This is a genomic window from Candidatus Pseudomonas auctus (genome assembly GCF_048654275.1).
GTDB lineage: Bacteria > Pseudomonadota > Gammaproteobacteria > Pseudomonadales > Pseudomonadaceae > Aquipseudomonas > Aquipseudomonas pharyngis.
The window spans coordinates 14,261-31,399 of the sequence record NZ_JBJYZK010000001.1; the positions used below are offsets into that span (position 1 = coordinate 14,261).

The 17,139-nt window shown below is 61.2% G+C and carries 15 protein-coding genes; 8 read left to right on the top strand and 7 right to left on the bottom strand.

From position 1 onward, the window contains the following. Positions 1 to 2 precede the first annotated feature (2 nt). Positions 3 to 941 (bottom strand): AraC family transcriptional regulator, encoded by a 939-nt coding sequence (locus ACKUG4_RS00065; protein ID WP_445433077.1) that lies wholly within the window; start codon positions 939 to 941, stop codon positions 3 to 5. A 21-nt stretch (positions 942 to 962) separates the two neighbouring features. Then, complete coding sequence (locus ACKUG4_RS00070) at positions 963 to 1,796, bottom strand: oxidoreductase (protein WP_039771007.1); 834 nt, start codon at positions 1,794 to 1,796, stop codon at positions 963 to 965. A 206-nt stretch (positions 1,797 to 2,002) separates the two neighbouring features. On the opposite strand from ACKUG4_RS00070, the gene ACKUG4_RS00075 reads away from it, so the two are divergent. Continuing rightward, positions 2,003 to 2,971 carry an alpha/beta hydrolase gene (locus ACKUG4_RS00075; RefSeq protein WP_103386300.1) on the top strand — a complete coding sequence of 323 codons (969 nt, stop codon included), beginning with the start codon at positions 2,003 to 2,005 and terminating at the stop codon, positions 2,969 to 2,971. Positions 2,972 to 2,982: 11 nt separating this feature from the next. On the opposite strand, the gene ACKUG4_RS00080 is transcribed toward ACKUG4_RS00075, so the two are convergent. Next, positions 2,983 to 3,861 carry a LysR family transcriptional regulator gene (locus ACKUG4_RS00080; protein ID WP_064595608.1) on the bottom strand — a complete coding sequence of 293 codons (879 nt, stop codon included), beginning with the start codon at positions 3,859 to 3,861 and terminating at the stop codon, positions 2,983 to 2,985. A 104-nt stretch (positions 3,862 to 3,965) separates the two neighbouring features. On the opposite strand from ACKUG4_RS00080, the gene ACKUG4_RS00085 reads away from it, so the two are divergent. The 4 genes from ACKUG4_RS00085 to ACKUG4_RS00100 all read left to right on the top strand — a co-directional run bounded on the left by ACKUG4_RS00085 (position 3,966) and on the right by ACKUG4_RS00100 (position 7,432). Further along, entirely contained in the window at positions 3,966 to 4,391 is a 426-nt protein-coding gene (locus ACKUG4_RS00085) for a VOC family protein (RefSeq protein WP_445433463.1), read from the top strand. Positions 4,392 to 4,505: 114 nt separating this feature from the next. Next, entirely contained in the window at positions 4,506 to 5,765 is a 1,260-nt protein-coding gene (locus ACKUG4_RS00090) for a cation:dicarboxylate symporter family transporter (protein WP_445433078.1), read from the top strand. Between the two features lie 109 nt (positions 5,766 to 5,874). Then, entirely contained in the window at positions 5,875 to 6,978 is a 1,104-nt protein-coding gene (locus ACKUG4_RS00095) for an alkene reductase (protein WP_445433079.1), read from the top strand. 73 nt (positions 6,979 to 7,051) lie between these two features. Then, positions 7,052 to 7,432 carry a nuclear transport factor 2 family protein gene (locus ACKUG4_RS00100; RefSeq protein WP_445433080.1) on the top strand — a complete coding sequence of 127 codons (381 nt, stop codon included), beginning with the start codon at positions 7,052 to 7,054 and terminating at the stop codon, positions 7,430 to 7,432. A 40-nt stretch (positions 7,433 to 7,472) separates the two neighbouring features. Here ACKUG4_RS00100 and ACKUG4_RS00105 read toward each other — a convergent pair whose 3' ends face one another. After that, complete coding sequence (locus ACKUG4_RS00105) at positions 7,473 to 9,332, bottom strand: ABC transporter ATP-binding protein (protein WP_445433081.1); 1,860 nt, start codon at positions 9,330 to 9,332, stop codon at positions 7,473 to 7,475. 163 nt (positions 9,333 to 9,495) lie between these two features. Here ACKUG4_RS00105 and hchA point away from each other — a divergent pair, with 163 nt between their 5' ends. The 3 genes from hchA to ACKUG4_RS00120 all read left to right on the top strand — a co-directional run bounded on the left by hchA (position 9,496) and on the right by ACKUG4_RS00120 (position 14,093). Beyond that, positions 9,496 to 10,374: a glyoxalase III HchA gene (gene hchA / locus ACKUG4_RS00110; RefSeq protein ID WP_445433082.1), complete on the top strand. Its 879-nt coding sequence runs from the start codon at positions 9,496 to 9,498 to the stop codon at positions 10,372 to 10,374. Further along, on the top strand, positions 10,371 to 11,090 hold the full coding sequence (locus ACKUG4_RS00115; RefSeq protein ID WP_064595619.1) for a PA1136 family autoinducer-binding transcriptional regulator: 720 nt from the start codon (positions 10,371 to 10,373) through the stop codon (positions 11,088 to 11,090). The genes hchA and ACKUG4_RS00115 overlap by 4 nt, the downstream gene beginning before the upstream one ends. A 120-nt stretch (positions 11,091 to 11,210) precedes the next feature. After that, positions 11,211 to 14,093 carry an ATP-binding protein gene (locus tag ACKUG4_RS00120; RefSeq protein WP_445433083.1) on the top strand — a complete coding sequence of 961 codons (2,883 nt, stop codon included), beginning with the start codon at positions 11,211 to 11,213 and terminating at the stop codon, positions 14,091 to 14,093. Here ACKUG4_RS00120 and ACKUG4_RS00125 read toward each other — a convergent pair. From ACKUG4_RS00125 to ACKUG4_RS00135, 3 genes are all read right to left on the bottom strand, one after another. Then, entirely contained in the window at positions 14,080 to 14,694 is a 615-nt protein-coding gene (locus tag ACKUG4_RS00125) for a response regulator transcription factor (protein WP_064595622.1), read from the bottom strand. The genes ACKUG4_RS00120 and ACKUG4_RS00125 overlap by 14 nt on opposite strands. A gap of 78 nt (positions 14,695 to 14,772) precedes the next feature. Continuing rightward, on the bottom strand, positions 14,773 to 15,144 hold the full coding sequence (locus ACKUG4_RS00130; protein ID WP_039771030.1) for a response regulator: 372 nt from the start codon (positions 15,142 to 15,144) through the stop codon (positions 14,773 to 14,775). Next, a complete protein-coding gene (locus ACKUG4_RS00135; RefSeq protein WP_445433084.1) occupies positions 15,144 to 17,105 on the bottom strand; it encodes a PAS domain-containing sensor histidine kinase in 1,962 nt (653 codons plus the stop codon). The genes ACKUG4_RS00130 and ACKUG4_RS00135 overlap by 1 nt, the downstream gene beginning before the upstream one ends. Positions 17,106 to 17,139 lie beyond the last annotated feature (34 nt).

Sequence of the window (17,139 nt, forward strand, 5' to 3'; positions counted from 1 at the left end):
GGCTAATGCGACGAGACATAATCCGAGGCCGACGTCGGGGCAGGCAACGCGTACGTTGCCTTCATCCACTCAATCTCCGCTTGCGGCGTTCGGCCGAAAAAACGTTTGAACTCGCGGCTGAACTGCGAAGCGCTTTCATAGCCGACACTGAACGCCGCCGCTGACGCAGTCATGGCGTGGCGCAACATCAGCAGACGCGCCTGATGCAGACGTGTCGACTTCAGGTATTGCATGGGCGAGGCGTCCGTCACGCTGCGAAAATGCAGGTGAAAACTGGGCACGCTCATGCTCGCTTCGCGGGCCAGTTGCTCGACGTCCAGGCGCTCCTGATAGCTGCTGTGGATCTTGCGGATCGCCCGCGTCACCTTGCCGAAGTGCCCTTGCCGATTGAGTGCGGCGCGCATCGAGCCGCCTTGTTCGCCGGTCAGGATGCGGTAGTAGATTTCCCGCAACAGCGACGGCCCCAATATCTGCGCCTCACCCGCAATACTCATGGCTTCGAGAAAGCGCAGTGTCGATGCGCGCAGGCGGTCGTCCATCGGCGAGGCGAACATGCCTTTTGGTTGAGCATCGCTCGGGCCGTGAACCTCATCCACTTGCTGCATCAACTCGCTGGCCACCTGGAAATCGAGTTGCATATAGATCGCGAGCATTGGCTCGTCTTCAGAGGCGTCGGTCTCCATGGTGAAGGGGATCGGAACCGACACCACCAGGTAATGCTGGGCGTCATAGACGTAAACGTCATCGCCCAGATACCCGCGTTTCTGTCCCTGACAGAGAATCACGATGCCGGGGTCGTACAGCACCGGCGTGCGGGTCAGTGGTCGGTTCGAGCGCAGGAAGCGCACGCCCTCCAACGCACTGAGGTTATAGCCCTCGACCGGTGCCAGCGTCTCCATGAGCTGCACCATGCGCGACGTGCCTGGGTCGGCCTGTTTCATCGGGTTCTCTCTGTGGGCCGTTCAATGGTCGGTGGAGCGGCTCAGCGTTTCCCATTGATCGATCTCGCTGGCGGCGCGTTTCAACTTGTCGCGCACCAGGTTCAATGCATCGCTGCCCAGCAACAGATGCGCTGGCGGAGCAGGGCTGGCGATGATCTGCAACATCGCCAGCGCCGCTTTGCGCGGATCACCGAGTTGCTTGCCGCTTTTGTCTTCGCGGGCCTTGCGCACCGGATCGAAACTGGCGTCATAGTCGGCGATGCTGCGCGGCGTGCGCTGCATCGAACGACCGGCCCAGTCGGTTCGAAATGAACCCGGTGCGACGGCGGTCACGAAGATATTGAACGGCGCCAGTTCCTTGCTCAGGGTATCGGAGATGCCTTCGAGCGCAAACTTGCTGCCGCAGTAGTACGCGATACCCGGCATGGTGATTGTGCCGCCCATCGACGTGATATTGAGAATATGACCCGCCCGCCGCTGGCGAAAGAACGGCACAAACGCCTTGGTCACCGCGACCGCGCCGAACACATTCACGTCGAACTGGCGGCGCATGTCCTCCAGTGGCGATTCTTCGAAAATGCCTTCGTGGCCGTAGCCGGCGTTGTTGACCAGCACATCGACCGGACCGTGGGTCGCTTCGACGGTCGCCACGACGCCTTCGATGCGGTCGAAGTCCGTGACATCCAGCAGCACGCCGTACGCGTTGCCGCTGGACAGCGCCTGAAAGGCTTGCAGGTCGGCTTCGTTGCGGACGGTACCGATGACGCGGTGGCCGGCAGCCAGCGCTTCCTTGGCCAGCGCGTGGCCGAAGCCGCTGCTGACGCCGGTGATGAAGAGGGTTTTGGTGGTGGTCATGACGGGCTCCAGTGAATGCGGTTTCAGCTCATGGTATCCATCGAAGAAACACTCACCTATGTCGGTTTGTCTTTGATCATTGCCTATTCCTATCAACGGGGCGAGATGACGGCCGATGAACTTTTTGCGTAGCTCCAGGCATCCAGGCTGGAACAGACCGCAACCGCTGATATCCTGCGCAACAACCGCCGATGAGCCAGGACGAAATGAAGACATCAACCCGTTGGCCCGCAGACGATAACGAGTTGGCGCAATTGCGCGCGTTCAACCGCAAGCTTGCCCGGCTGCCGCGCTTTCGTATCCGCAATCGCATCACGCCACGGGCGATTCAGTTGCTGTTGCGACTAAGCCAATTGGGCGGCGCAAGAAAGTTGCTCAAGCACGGGCTCGAGGCCGAGCGAAAAGTGGTGGGTGTCGACGGCGCATCAGTGCCGGTGCGGATTATTCGGCCAAAGACAAAGGCCAAAGGCGTGGTGCTGGATTTTCATGGTGGCGGCTGGGTCATCGGCAACGCGCAGATGAACGACCCCCTCAACGTTGCCATGGTGAAAGCCTGCGACGTAGCAGTGATTTCGGTCGACTATCGGCTTGTGGTCTCGACTCCGATCGAGGGCACCATGCAGGACTGCCTCACGGCGGCCCGCTGGCTGCTGAGCGATGACTGCCGCGAGTTTGCGAACCTGCCCGTCATCGTCGTGGGCGAGTCGGCAGGCGGCCACCTCGCCGCCGCGACCCTGCTGCAACTCAAACAGTGGCCGGACCTGCTCGAACGGGTGAGCGGGGCGCTGCTGTATTACGGCGTCTACGACCTTACCGGAACCCCCAGCGTACGCAGCGCCGGGCCCGATACCTTGCTGCTGGACGGGCCGGGGATGGTTGAAGCGCTGCAAATGCTCACTCCGGGATTGAACGAGGAAGAACGCCGGCAGGCGCCGTTGTCACCGCTGTACGGTGACTTCACCGGTTTTCCGCCAGCGTTGATGTTCGCTGCGGAACTGGATCCGCTCAGGGATGACACGCTTGAGTTGGCTGAACGTTGGGGCAGAGCGGCGGAAGTGGAGGTGCACCTGTTGCCGGAAACCGCACATGGTGTGATTCATTTTCCGCTGGGGTTGGCGGGGAGGGTGCTCGGGTATAGTCGTGCGTGGGTTGCGGGGCGGCTTGTTGAGGGGTGAGCCATCGACCCTCACTCAGCCGCCACCTTGAATTGCTCGAGAATAAGTTCAGCCAAAGTCCGTACAGGTTCGGTGAAACTTCGCCGAGGCCTGTGCACCAGTCCGATATCACGATGGAAAGTATGCTGGCCCAGATCGAGCGCCCGCACCCCTGACGGCCATTGCTGATGGGTGGCCGTCTGCGGCACGAGCGCGACCCCTACGCCATTCTCCACCAGCCTGATGATGGCCTCCAGCTCATCCAGCTCAGAGACTTCACGCAAAGTGAAATGCATCTGTCGCAGGAAACGATCGACCTGCCTGCCGCCGAATGAAGAGCGGTCATAGCGAATGAACGGCAGGCTTGAGAGCAGTTCGATCCAGTCTTCTCCCGGTACGTCCTTGGGCACGATCAGACGGTAGGGTTCAAGCGCCAGTGTGGTCCAGCGCAGATCGCTTTGAAGCGAGAAGGGCGGCCGAATGATCGCCGCCATGTCGATTTCGCCAGTATCCACCAGGTTCACCAGCTCCATGGAAAGACCGGGCACGACACGCGTTCGGCATTCCGGGCACTGCTGGTGAAACCTGGCGAGTGCGTCCGGGAGAAACGATCGCTGGACTGAGGCGATTGCGCCGACGTTGACCAGAATGCTGGTGGAAAGACCGACGGTGGTCGATCCCAGGTTGTCGTAAAGACGAAGCAGCTCCTGCGCCTGAAGCAGGACTTGCTGGCCCATCCTGTTGAGGTGGGCCGAGCGTCCTTTTCTGTCGAATATTTCAAAGCCAAGCTCGGCTTCCAGACGTTGAATCTGGGCGCTCACCGCTGCCTGGGTGAGGCCGATCCGGTTGCCGGCCGCAGCGAAAGTGCCTTCCCGGGCGACGGCAATGAGGGTCTTGAGTTCTTTGATCATTCACAAATATTAGTTGTGTTTCTGAGAAATATATATTGATTTTTTTGCTGTCAGTGTCGCCCTACGATGTGCTCATCAACCACAAAAAACGTATCGGAGTCCTGATGAGCCTTTCACCCTTTCACCTCGCCATCCCCGTTTACAACCTGGCCGCAGCCCGCACTTTTTACGGTGAAGTCTTCGGCCTGGAAGAGGGGCGTTCCAGCAACCAGTGGGTCGACTTCAACTTTTACGGGCACCAACTGGTGATTCACGAGCACCCGAAAACCGCGTCTCAGGAAAGCGTTCACAGCAACCCGGTCGACGGGCACGACGTTCCTGTTCCTCACTTCGGCATCATCCTGGGATGGGAAGAGTGGGAAGCGCTGGCAGAGCGCCTCAAGTCTTTCGGTACCGAATTTGTGATCAAACCTTACATTCGATTCAAAGGACAGGTTGGCGAGCAAGCCACCATGTTCCTGTTCGACCCTTGCGGCAATGCCCTCGAATTCAAGGCCTTCAAGGATATGCGCCAGCTCTTCGCCAAGTAAGAAACGCAATGGCACAACGGCGTTGTGCCATTTGATCTCAAGTGAGCTGGAAGCTCATGACTCTAGCAACTGCCGAATTGATGCAGTCCTTTCATTCCAACAAGAAGGCTAGACATGAAACGTATTCCCCTGGTGTGGCAAATCGTTGCCGGGCTGTTGCTTGGCGTGCTCGTTGGTTGGTACTTCAACACCCATCCGCAGTATCAGTCGTGGGTCAGTGCGGAGATCCTGAAACCGCTTGGCGATATCTTCATCAAGATGATGAAGATGGTGGTCGTGCCTATCGTGTTCTGTTGCATGATCCTGGGTATCGCCGGAGGCGGAGACAACAAGTCGTTCGGCCGGATGGGCATCAAGTCGCTTGGCTATTTCTTTGCGATCACCGGCCTGGCCATCGTGATCGGCCTGTGTTTCGCGAACCTCTTCGAACCCGGTACGGGCACCGATATTTCGGGCATCGCACACGGTACTGCCGCCATCACGATGGAGCCTTCGAAGGGCGCGCTCGTGATTATGCAAAACATCGTTCCGGATAACGTTCTGGTGGCGATGTCCGAGGCGAAGCTTCTTTCGGTCCTGTTCTTCGCGGTGTTGTTCGGTGTCGCGCTGAACGCATTGCCCAAGGAAAAAAGTGCACCTGTGGTTGCGCTGGTCCAAGGCATTTCGGATGCGATGTTCAGGATCGTCTCGATCGTCATGGCCTATGCCCCGATAGGGGTGTTCGGCATGATCGGTGCGACCGTCGCGACCTTCGGTTTTGCCTCGTTGTTGCCCCTGCTCAAGTTGATTGGTGTGGTTTATCTGGCGCTGATCGTCTTCGCATTGGTAGTGCTCGGAGGAATCAGTTACCTGATCGGCGAGAACATCTTCAAGTTGATCAGGTATTTCCGCGACGAGTTGATTCTTGCGTTCTCCAGTGCTGCCTCTGCAGCGGTCATGCCGCAGTTGATGAGCAAGCTGGAGAACTACGGGGTGCCACGGCGTATTGTCAGTTTTGTGGTGCCAGTGGGGTACGCGTTCAACCTCGATGGCGCGTCGATCTTCCTCGGCGTGGCGACAATTTTCATCGCCCAGCTTTATGGAATCGATCTGTCGCTTTCTCAGGAAATTCTGCTGGTGGTGACCATGGTGCTGACCTCTAAAGGTGCTGCCGGGGTGCCTGGATTCGCCATCGTCATCCTGTCGGCCACGTTGGCGTCTGCCGGTCTCCCGCTGGAGGGCGTGGCACTGATCGCCGGTATCTTCAGGATTATCGACAGCGGCACCACCACCCTGAATGTGTTGGGCAATGCGATTGCGCCCCTGGTGATCGCCAAGTGGGAGAGGGTGACTCTTGAGTCTTCGCGTACCCGCCCGGACGTACAAAAGGCCTGACGATCACAAGGAGCACTGACGGCGCTGCACGAGTAAACGCCTGCTGATGTACAGGCGATTTTTTTCATCAAGTTACTAGACGACCGGTCTGATATTGAAGGTATGCAACATGATTGATAACAGTCGCAACACGGATCTTTTTTCTCCCATGCAAATGGGCGCCCTGCAATTGGCCAACCGGATTGTCATGGCGCCCGTGACTCGCAGCCGGATGGCTGAAGACGGTGTTCCGAACGAACTGCACGCTACTTACTACGCACAGCGCGCGACTGCCGGCTTGATCATTGCCGAAGCTACAAACATTTCGGCGCAGGGGCGCGGCTACGCCATGACGCCGGGGATCTGGTCGGACGCGCAGGTGGCGGGCTGGAGAAAAGTCACGGACGCCGTCCATGCCGCAGGTGGCAGGATTGTCAGCCAGTTGTGGCACGTGGGGCGTTTTTCCAGCGTCGAGTTACAGCCCGACGGTGCCGCTCCCGTTGCGCCCTCGGCGATCAAGGCAGAAGGCAGCACCTACACCGAGAACGGCTTTGTCGAAGTGTCGACGCCCCGGGCGCTGGAGATGTCGGAGATTCCCGGCATCATTGAGCAATACAAGCGCGCCGCTGAAAATGCCAAGCGTGCCGGTTTCGATGGCGTGGAGGTTCATTCGGCGAACAGCTATCTGCTCGACCAGTTTCTGCGTGACTCGACCAATCAGCGTACTGACCGGTACGGCGGCACCATTGAGAACCGCGCCCGACTGACGCTTGAAGTCACTGAAGCGGTGATTTCGATCTGGGGCAGTGACCGCGTCGGCATTCGCCTTTCGCCGGTCACGCCCGATGCCGGAAACACGCCTCCCGACAGCAATGTCATGGCGACTTACGGATATCTGATTCAGCAGCTCAACCGACTCAATCTGGCCTATCTGCACTTCGTCGAAGGCGCCACCGCGACCTCGCGTACGGTTCCTGATGGCGTTGATCTGGATGCATTGAGCGCGCAGTTCGAAGGCCCCTTCATCGGCAATAACAACTACGACCTCGAGATGGCATTGAAGCGCCGGGCGCAGGGCCGGATTGACGCGGTGGCGTTCGGGCGCCTGTTCATTTCCAACCCCGACCTCGTGGAGCGCCTGCGTCGGGGCACCGAACTGACCATCGCGCCACGCGAGAGCTACTACGGCGGCGGCGCCAAGGGCTACACCGACTGGCCAACGGCTGACCATTGATTTGTGCGCCCTGAACCGGATCGGCGCAGGGCGGATTGATTGAAAAAACATTCACAGCAAACAGGAGTTCATCATGAGTCATCCAACTTACGTGCAGGAATACAACGCAATCGTCGAAGTGCTCAGCCAGTACAACGAAGGTGGAGCAAAGGCTGACAGCGCCTTGATGAAGCCCGCGTTCAATGCGCAGGCGACCATGTTCGGGGTTGACGACGGCAAGCTCGTCGGCGGCGCGATCCAGAATCTGTATGACGTCATCGACAGCGCGTTTCGTCCATCCCCCGAAGCCGAAGCCGCCATCGTTCGCATCGACATCGTCGGCACGGCCGCGAGTGCCCGGGTCGATACCGACAACGTGTCGGGGTTCCGTTTCACCGACTTCTTCAACCTGCTGAAGGTAGACGGCAAGTGGACGATCGTCAGCAAGATCTACCACACCCACCCGAGCACCTGAGCCTTCGTCTTCTGCCCCGGCAGTACCGGGGCAGCACCGTTTACGCCTGATCCATCGCCTCGGTCAGCCCCTGATCCTCACCCAGAAACCCGCCACTCTGATGCTGCCAAAGCCGCGCATAGGTGCCGTTCTTGGCCAGCAGTTCGGTGTGGGTGCCTTGCTCGATGATGCGCCCTTCATCCATGACAATCAGTCGATCCATCGCCGCAATCGTCGACAGTCGATGCGCAATCGCGATCACGGTCTTGCCCTGCATCATTTCATCGAGGCTTTCCTGAATGGCGACTTCGACTTCGGAATCCAGGGCGCTTGTCGCTTCGTCCAGTAGAAGGATCGGCGCGTTTTTGAGCATCACCCGGGCAATGGCAATGCGTTGGCGCTGGCCACCGGAAAGCTTGATGCCGCGTTCGCCCACCAGCGTGTCATAGCCGGTGTGGCCCTGACGGTCGCTGAGCTGGTTGATGAAGCCGTCGGCTTGGGCATTGGCCGCCGCACGCTGGATCTGTTCGTCGGTGGCGTCCGGTCGGCCGTAGGCAATGTTGTCGCGAATGGAGCGGTGCAGCAGGGAGGTGTCCTGAGTGACCATGCCGATCGCGCTGCGCAGACTGTCCTGGGTTACTTGCGCGATGTTCTGGCCGTCGATGCGAATCTCGCCGCGATCCACGTCATAGAAGCGCAGCAGCAGGTTGATAAGTGTGGATTTGCCGGCGCCGGAGCGGCCCACCAGACCGATTTTTTCCCCCGGTCGGATGCTCAGGCTCAAGCCGTCGAGCACCTGGCGTTCGCCGTTGTAATTGAAGCTCACGTTGTCGAATTCCACGGCGCCGCCGGAAGGCACCAATACGCCGGCGTCCGGCGCATCCTGCACCTTGGGGCCACGGGTCAGGGTGCCCATGCCGTCCTGCACCGTGCCGATGTTTTCGAACAGCGACGTCATCTGCCACATGATCCAGTGCGACATACCGTTGATGCGCAACGCCATGGCCGTGATCGCCGCCACGGCGCCGGTGCCGACTTCGCCCTGATGCCACAGCCACAAGGCGTAGCCGCCGGCGCCCATGATCAGCCCGACCACCAGCGCCTGATTGACGATCTCGAACTGGCTGACCAGACGCATCTGGCGGAAACCGGTCTGCTTGAAATCCTCCATCGCCGCGCGCGCAAAGTGCGCTTCACGTTTGGAGTGGGAGAACAGTTTGACGGTGGTGATGTTGGTGTAGGCGTCCGAAACCCGGCCCGTCATCGACGACCGCGCATGGGCCTGCTCTTGTCCGACCTGGCCCAGGCGCGGTACGAAATACAGCATCGCCAGCCCGAACAGCGCGACCCAGGCAATGAACGGCAGCATGAGTTTCAGGGCGAAACCGCCGGCCAGGGCGATGATCGCAATGAAATAGACGCCAATGCCCGGTGCGATCTCGATGACGGTGAACAGCACTTCGCGCACGGCCAGTGCGGTCTGCATCACCTTGGTCGTGACCCGGCCGGAAAACTCGTCGGAAAAGAATGAAAGGCTCTGCCGCAGCATCAGCCGATGAAAATCCCAGCGCAGACGCAACGGCAAATTGATCGCCAAGACCTGATGCTGAACCATGGTGCGCAGCGCCACCAGCCCGACACTGGTCAGCAGCACGAGGCCGATGCCCCAGAGCACGCGGCTCTCCTGGCCATTTGCATCACCGCCGGCCTGCCAGGTCGAGAGCAGATCCACGACCTGACCCAGAAAGGAAAACAACCAGGCTTCGTAGATCGACACACCGGCACTGAGCAGCGCCAGCGCGAGGATATAACCGCGAGCGCCGCGGGTGCAGGCCCACAGGAACCGCGCCAGACCGACCGGCGGTGGCGGCGCTTCGTCGGGCGGGAAGGGGTCGAGCCGTTGTTCAAACAGGCGAAGCATTGGGGGTCTCCGAATTCATCAGTTGCGGGATTCTGCCACTTATCGATCACATTGAGGGGCTGCAGGTTCAGTGCATGATCTTTTGAGGGAAAACCCTCATTGTTGTAACGCTGACGCCTTACTAGCATGAACTCCGACGTTGACCCACTCGATGGAGAGCACCATGGCTACCACGCAGACTGACGACAAGCGCCCAACCCCCGATCCGGCCGAGGACAACGCGTTTTTCCCCTCGCCGTACTCCCTCAGCCAGTTCACTTCGCCCAAATCCGATCTCAGTGATGCCGAGTACCCGAACCGTTACAAGGGCGGGCGCTGGAAGGTTCTGATGATCGGTGCGGACGAGCGCTATCTGTTGACCGACAACGGCACCATGTTTTCCACGGGCAATCACCCGGTTGAAACCCTGCTGCCGATGTATCACCTGGACAAGGCCGGTTTCGGCTTCGACGTCGCGACGCTGTCGGGCAATCCGGTCAAGTTCGAATTCTGGGCCATGCCCTCCGAAGACGCCGAAGTGAAGGGCTTCTACGAGCAATACCGCGATCAGTTCAAGCGTCCACTCAAGCTGTCCCACGTGATCGAAGAAGCGCTGGGCGAGGACTCGGACTACATCGGCGTGTTCATTCCCGGCGGGCACGGCGCGCTGATCGGCCTGCCGGAAAGCGAGGACGTGAAAAAGATCCTGCAATGGGCCGTCGCCAAGGACAAATTCGTCATCACTCTGTGCCACGGCCCGGCGGCGCTGCTGGCGGCCGGCCTCGGTGAAACAAAAGAGTCGTGCATTTTCAACGGTTACCGGATCTGCGCGTTTCCCGATGCCCTGGACGCGACAACCCCCGACATCGGTTACATGCCCGGCCACCTGACCTGGAAGTTCGGCGAGCAGTTGCAGGCACTCGGTGTGGAAATCACTAACCAGGACATTTCCGGGGCCACTCTCCAGGATCGCAAACTGCTGACCGGTGACAGTCCGCTGGCGGGCAACGCACTGGGCAAACTGGCGGCGGCCGCGCTCCTCAAAGAGGTGACGTCGGGGTGAGCTCCGGACCTGCCGAGGCACTCTTGCGCGCCGCCCTCGACATCGAGGCGGCGCCCACGCTAGTGGCGATCCAGAAGGCCGTTCGCGGTTTCGCCGGGGCCTATGGTTACGATCGGTTCGTCCTGTTCTCCGCCACCTCGGCGTCGGAGGACGTGGTCGAGCGCATTTACTGGGTGGAAGGCGACTGGTTTGGTGAGGGTACTGGCGTCGACGCCGAGACCTACGTTCAGCGCTGCCCCGTGACTCGCCACCTGTTGGACGCCCGCGAATCCTTCTTCTGGAGCAAGGTGCAGGAGGAGAGCGGCGAACTTTATCGGCTGGTTCGCGTGCCCAGTGGCCCTGGTGTGCATGGCTTGCAGATTCCGGTCTTCGGCCCGCAAGGGCTTGAAGGCGCCATGAGTCTTGGCGGCGAACAGATCGATGCCTCGGCGCGGGTTCGTCTGGCACTGGGCATGCTCGCCTCGGTGGCGTTTTACTCCGCCCGGCGATTGCTTGAGGCACCGCTGGACGAGGCGTCCGGCAAACTGTCGAACCGTGAGCGCGAAGTGCTGGCGTGGGTCGCCGCCGGTCGGCGGCAGGCCGACATTGCCGCCACGCTCGGCTTGTCCGGCCGTACAGTGGAAAATCACCTGCGTTCGGCCCGTCGGCATCTGGGCGTGGCAACCACCGCCCAGGCCATCAAGATTGCCATTCGCAAAGGGGAAATAAAGGGGTGAGGTTCTCACTCTGCCGGTGCCGTGCTTGAACGGTCGGGCAAAACTCCTATCATGCAAAGGGCCTGCGTCGGTGGCTTGTAACCGGCGCCGCCCCCTACGTTTTTAGAGAGATCGATCCTCGTGGAGTCTTTCCCGGACGCATTGCACGAATCCCTCACGACCCAATTCATTTTCGGTCCTTTCTGTGTCGTTCCAGGCAAACGGCTGCTGACCCGCAACGGTGTGGCGGTCGAGATCGGCGGGCGGGCACTGGATCTGTTGATCGCCTTGCTCGAGCAACCGGGACGGGTGCTGTCCAAGTACGACCTGATCGACAAGGTGTGGCCCGACAGCGTGGTGGCCGAAGGCAGCCTGCGTTTTCACATGACCGGCCTGCGGCGGATTCTCGGGGATGGCGAGGAGCAGGCGCGTTACATCGCGACCCAGGTCGGCGTGGGTTATGCCTTCGTCGCGCCGCTGGAAAGAAAACAGACCGTTGTGCAACCGGCGTCCATCGCGACCCGAGCCACTGATGGCGTTTGCAGTCTGCCGCCCCGGGCGAAACTGATCGGCCGCGAGACCGACCTGCAACTGGTCATCGACCACATGCAGCAACCGAGGCTGTTCACCATCGTCGGCCCCGGCGGCGTCGGCAAGACCAGCCTGGCCATCGAAGTGGCGCACCGCATCGCCGCCCAGGGCTATGAGCGCGTCAGCTTCGTCGATTTGGCGCAAGTGGAAGACTGCGCGCTGGTGCCGTCGGCGCTGGCCCGATCGCTGGACATCCCGGTGCAGGCGGAAGACCCGATGTTTGTACTGCTCGCGCATTTGCGTGAGCAGCGGCTGATGCTGGTGATCGACAACTGCGAACACCTGATCGACGCGGTGTCGACGCTCCTGGAGCAGATCAGCGACACCGCGCCGGAGGTCGGGGTTCTGGCCACCAGTCGCGAGCCGCTGCGGGTGCGTGGCGAATACGTGCACTGGCTCAATCCGCTGGAGTTTCCCCGTGAGCCGCAACACCTTTCCGTTCAGGAACTGCTGGCATTCCCGGCCATCAAGCTGTTTGTCGAACGCGCGTCGTCGAGCAATGCCGCGCTGTTGCTGGAAGCGGGCGGAGGGCAAATGATTGCGGACATTTGCCAGCGGCTGGAGGGCATGGCGCTGCCGATCGAACTGGCGGCGATGCGGGTCGCGAGCCACGGATTGAAGGCCACCCACGCGCTGCTCGGCGAGCGCTTCTCGCTGGGCTGGTCGGGGCGCAGAACTGCCGTGCCACGGCATCAGACCCTGCGCGCCATGCTCGACTGGAGCTATGACCTGCTGTCGCCGCAGGAGCGCCTGGCGCTGGAGCGGTTTTCGGTCTTCGTCGGGCCGTTCTCCCAGGAAGCCGCCGCTCAGGTGGTGGCCGAATCGCAACACGAGAGCGCAGCGGCGGCTGCGATTCTCGATGATCTGGTGTGCAAGGGGCTGGTCACGGTCGATCACAGCGACTCGACGGATTCGTATCGCTTGCTGGAGATGACCCGTGCCTACGCCCGGGAAAAACTGGCGGCGCGGGGAGAGGCCGAGGTCAATGCGCTGGCGTTCCGGCACGCGGCGTTTTACATGGATTTGCTCGGCCATCTGGGGACTGCGCCCGACGAAATTTTCCGCCACTCGGCGCGTCTGGCCAGCCAGTTGGGCAACGTTCGCGGTGCGCTGGAATGGAGCTTCGGGCCCCAGGGCGATCCGGGACTGGCGTTGCCGCTGGCGGCCGCGAGTGCGCCGTTGTTCCTGCATTTTTCCTTGCTGGTCGAGTGCCGCACCTGGTGCTCCCGGGCGGTGGAGCTGCTGGAACTGGGGTACTACGGCACGCCCACCGAAATGGAACTGCAAGCCGCGCTCGGTCTGGTGCTGATGTTCACCCGAGGCAACAGCGAAGCCGCCGAAAAAGCCTTGCTCCGGGCGCAGGACATCGCCGTCGCGCTGAACGACTACGGATCTCAGCTGAGGTTGCTGGGCCGCTTGCAGATTTTCTACGAACGCATCGGTGATTTCCCGTCGTCGCTGGCCTGGGCGGAGCAGGCCGCGGTGGTCGGCAACATCCTCAACGAGCCCGCCGCCATCGCGATTGCCGCATCGCTGACCGGCATCTCCCATCATCTGCTCGGCAATCAGCGTCTGGCCCGCCAGGAACTGGAAAGTTCGTTGCGCAACAGTTTGCCGTCCCATCCCAGCAACACGATTTACTACGGCTTCGATCACCGCAATCGCACGGGGCTGGCGCTGGCGCGGTCACTCTGGCTGCAGGGCTATCCCGACCAGGCCCGGCGCTTGGCCGAGCAGATCGAGGCCGAAGCATTCGCGCTGCAGCATCCGGTCACTTACTGCATCGCCATGGTCTGGATCTTGTGCATCTATATTTGGACCGGTGATCTGGCGAAGGCTACCGCGAGCCTCGAACGGTTCAGTGCTGTCGCCGAAACCAACGCACTGGGCCCCTACATTGCCGCTTGCCACGGGTTGCGCGCGGCGATCGCCATCCGCGCCGAGGCGCCGGGGGATGCAGTTGCCATGCTGGAGGAAAGTCTGGCGCGGTTGCGTGGCATGCGTTACGAACTGCTGACGACCTCATTCGAAATCGCACTGGCCGAAGGCCTGATGCTGGTGGGCCAACATTCAAAGGCAATGACCCTGGTCAACGGCACTATCGATCACTGCCGCCGAAGCGGTGATGCCTTCGCATTGCCGGAGTTGCTGCGCATCAAGGCCGGTATTCTCAAGGTCATCCAGGCCGATGATGTTCAGGCCATGCTGGCGGTTCTTGAGGATTCCATTGCGCTGAGTCGCGAGCAGGGTGCCTGGGCGTGGGAGTTGAGGTCGTCGATGGATCTGGCGCGGTTCTGGCTTGAGCAGGGTCAACCGGATCAGGCCCGGGCGTTGCTCGGTGCCTGCCGCGAGCGGGCGTCGGAAGGCTTCGACAGTCTTGATCTGCGTCGGCTGGAAAGCTTCTGGCAGAGCCTGCCCGCTACTCCGGCGTAATGAGCGCGGCCATTTTCACCAGATCCGCCAGCGAGCGGGCCTTCATCTTGCGCATCACCTTGCCGCGATGGGCCTTGACGGTGATTTCGCTGATGTTGAGGTCGGCGGCAATCAGTTTGTTCAGCCGCCCGCTGACCACAGAAGCCATGATCTCCTGCTCGCGCGGCGTCAGGGTCTTGTAGGCCTCGAGCAGTGCGCGCAGATTCTTTTCCCCCTCAAGCGCCACGCGACTGCTCTGCAGCGCATCGGCCATGGCGCTGAGGATCACCTCGTCATTGAACGGCTTGGTCAGAAACTCCACCGCACCGGCCTTCAGGGCCCGCACCGTGCGCGGAATATCGCCGTAGCCGGTGATGAAGATGATCGGCATGTTGTGGCGCTCATCGGCCAGCGCGGTCTGCAGATCCAGGCCGTTCAGGTCGGGCAGGTTGATGTCCAGCACCAGACAACTGGGCACCAGCGCCCGGGGCGCGTCGAGAAAATCCTGCGCGGACTCGAACAGCCGTGGCTGCCAACCGGCGAAGCGGATCATCAGCTCCAGCGACTCGCGCACGGAGATGTCGTCATCGACAACGAATACGACGGGCGTGACATCACTCATCGGTAATGCTCCACGGGAAGGGGCGATTGCGTTGTTCGCGTTCAACATGTCGATTCCTTGTTCTGTTCGGCTTCACGCTCAGTCGAGGGGCAGGGCGGCGCTCAGGGCCTTGAGCAATTGGGCTTCGCTGAACGGTTTGAACAGGCACTCCACGGCGCCACTGTTCAGCAGCTTCGCCTGTTCGCTGGCGTCGCCGTGCGCGGTGATGAAAATCACCGGAATGCGATAGTCACGGCGCAGCAGCTCGCGTTGCAGATCAGGTCCCGACATGCCGGGCATGGCCACGTCGAGAATCAGGCAATGGGTCAGATCCAGATAGGGCGATGCCAGAAACGCCTGGGCCGAGGCAAACGCCTGGACGGCGAAGCCGAACTCCTTGATCAGGTCAGGCAGTGATTCACGAACCGATTCGTCGTCATCGACCACCGATACGAGCAAATGCGTACCCATCAATCATTCTCCACGGTGCGATCGGCGAGGTCGCGGTTATCGGTTTGCGGCAAGTCCGTCGAATGTGGGATGGCAAAAGTAAACGTCGTACCCGGGCCGTCATTGGCGCTGGCCCACAGCTTCCCATCGTGGCGCTCGATGATCGAGCGACTGATGGACAGACCGACCCCCATGCCCGAGCTTTTGGTGGTGTAGAACGCATTGAAAATGCGCTCGATGTCCTGCGGATCGACGCCGTTGCCGCTGTCTTTCACCGCCAGGTAAACGCTCTCGTCCGAGCCCAGACCGGTGCTTACGATCAATTGCCGGGGCCGGCCATGGATTGCACTCATGGCCTCGGCGGCATTCATGATCAGGTTGAGGATCACCTGCTGCAGTTGGACCCGGTCGCCCCTGACCAGCGGCAGGGCTTCGGCAAATTGTGGATGCAGCACCACGCCGTTGCGTTGCAGTTCGCCCAGCAGCATGGCGATGACTTCCCGTGCCGCGTCATTCAGATTGACGTTTTCAAGGGTGATGCTTTTTTTCGAGAACAACGCCCGCAGTCGATTGATCACATCGGCCGCGCGGTTGCCGTCGCGAATGGTGCGGCGCGCGGTTTCCCTGGCGCCGTCGACATTCGGCGGATCCGCACCGAGCATGCGCAGGCAGGTGCTGGCGTTGGTGATGATGCCGGCCAGCGGTTGATTGACCTCGTGGGCAATCGACGCCGTGACCGCGCCAAGGCTGGCGACCCTGGCCAGGTGCGTCAGTTCCGAGCGCGCCTTGCTCAAAACCTCTTCGGCGAGCCGGCGCTGGGTGATGTCCTGCAGGGCGGCGATGTATTCGAAGCCGTCCGGCGCATGGGCGATCGAGTGCGCCACCAGCCGCACGTATTTCACCGTGCCGTCGGGCATCAGCAGTCGATGTTCGTGTTCGAAGTCACGCCCCTTGCGGCGTTGGCGCTTGATCATTTCCCGATGGCTGGAGATGTCGTCCGGATGCACGCGGCGATAGATCGCCTCGAAGCCGGGCGGCGTGTCCGGGTCCAGTTCGAGGATGCGGTAGACCTCGTCCGACCAGGTGATCTCGTCGGTGCTCACCCGCCAGGAAAACGTACCGGTGGCGCTCAGGCGTTGGGCCTTGGCCAAAAAGACTTCCGCCCGTTTGCGGTCTTCGATGTCGGTGTTTTCGCCATACCAGCGCACGATCCGCCCCATGTCATCACGCTGGGGCACGGCGCGGATCAGGAACCAGCGGTAAACGCCATCGAAGCGCTTCAGTCGGGCCTCGTACTCGCCAGCGCTGCCCGATTGCAGAATCCCTTGCCAATAAACCGCCAGGCCCGGCGCGTCGTCGGGGTGGATGGACGCCGTCCAGCCGTCACCGCAAGCTTGTTCGACGGACATGCCGGTGTAGTCGCACCAGCGCTGATTGACGAAGCCGACGTTGCCTTCCGGCGAGGCGCTCCAGACAAAACCGGGAACGGCGTCGATGATCCCGCGCAGACGTTCTTCCGACGCGCTGACTTCGGCCAGGGCACTGGCGATCAAGGCCTTGTCCCGGCGGCGCTCATCGATATCGACCTGCAGCACGCACCAGCGGGTGATGGTGCCTTCGCTGTCTCTGATCGGCAGGCCGCGCACATGGAACCAGCGATAGACACCGTCGGCGCGGCGAATCCGGTGCTCGTTCTCATAGGGCGTGCCGGTACTGACCGAGTGCATCCAGGCAGCGATGACCGAGGGCAGGTCGTCCGGGTGCACGGTCTCGCTGGCCTGCCAGTTTTTCAGTTCATGCAGCGGGGCGCCGATGTACTCCATGATTTGCCGGTTCACCTGTTCCAGCTCACCGGACGGCGTCATGAAGGCGACCATGGCCGGGATGCTGTCGATGATCGAGTCGATCCCCGGCGCCGGCATGACCGCGTCACCCGCGCGGCCTGGACCGTCCTTGATGACGCGCTCCTGCTCGTTCGTCATACCGATTCTCATTGTGTGCAGTCACCGTTGAACA

Coding starts and splice junctions, on each gene's coding strand:
- ACKUG4_RS00065 (WP_445433077.1), bottom strand. CDS start 941: ATGAAACAGGCCGACCCAGGCACGTCGCGCATGGTGCAGCTCATGGAG.
- ACKUG4_RS00070 (WP_039771007.1), bottom strand. CDS start 1,796: ATGACCACCACCAAAACCCTCTTCATCACCGGCGTCAGCAGCGGCTTC.
- ACKUG4_RS00075 (WP_103386300.1), top strand. CDS start 2,003: ATGAAGACATCAACCCGTTGGCCCGCAGACGATAACGAGTTGGCGCAA.
- ACKUG4_RS00080 (WP_064595608.1), bottom strand. CDS start 3,861: ATGATCAAAGAACTCAAGACCCTCATTGCCGTCGCCCGGGAAGGCACT.
- ACKUG4_RS00085 (WP_445433463.1), top strand. CDS start 3,966: ATGAGCCTTTCACCCTTTCACCTCGCCATCCCCGTTTACAACCTGGCC.
- ACKUG4_RS00090 (WP_445433078.1), top strand. CDS start 4,506: ATGAAACGTATTCCCCTGGTGTGGCAAATCGTTGCCGGGCTGTTGCTT.
- ACKUG4_RS00095 (WP_445433079.1), top strand. CDS start 5,875: ATGATTGATAACAGTCGCAACACGGATCTTTTTTCTCCCATGCAAATG.
- ACKUG4_RS00100 (WP_445433080.1), top strand. CDS start 7,052: ATGAGTCATCCAACTTACGTGCAGGAATACAACGCAATCGTCGAAGTG.
- ACKUG4_RS00105 (WP_445433081.1), bottom strand. CDS start 9,332: ATGCTTCGCCTGTTTGAACAACGGCTCGACCCCTTCCCGCCCGACGAA.
- hchA (WP_445433082.1), top strand. CDS start 9,496: ATGGCTACCACGCAGACTGACGACAAGCGCCCAACCCCCGATCCGGCC.
- ACKUG4_RS00125 (WP_064595622.1), bottom strand. CDS start 14,694: ATGAGTGATGTCACGCCCGTCGTATTCGTTGTCGATGACGACATCTCC.
- ACKUG4_RS00130 (WP_039771030.1), bottom strand. CDS start 15,144: ATGGGTACGCATTTGCTCGTATCGGTGGTCGATGACGACGAATCGGTT.
- ACKUG4_RS00135 (WP_445433084.1), bottom strand. CDS start 17,105: ATGACGAACGAGCAGGAGCGCGTCATCAAGGACGGTCCAGGCCGCGCG.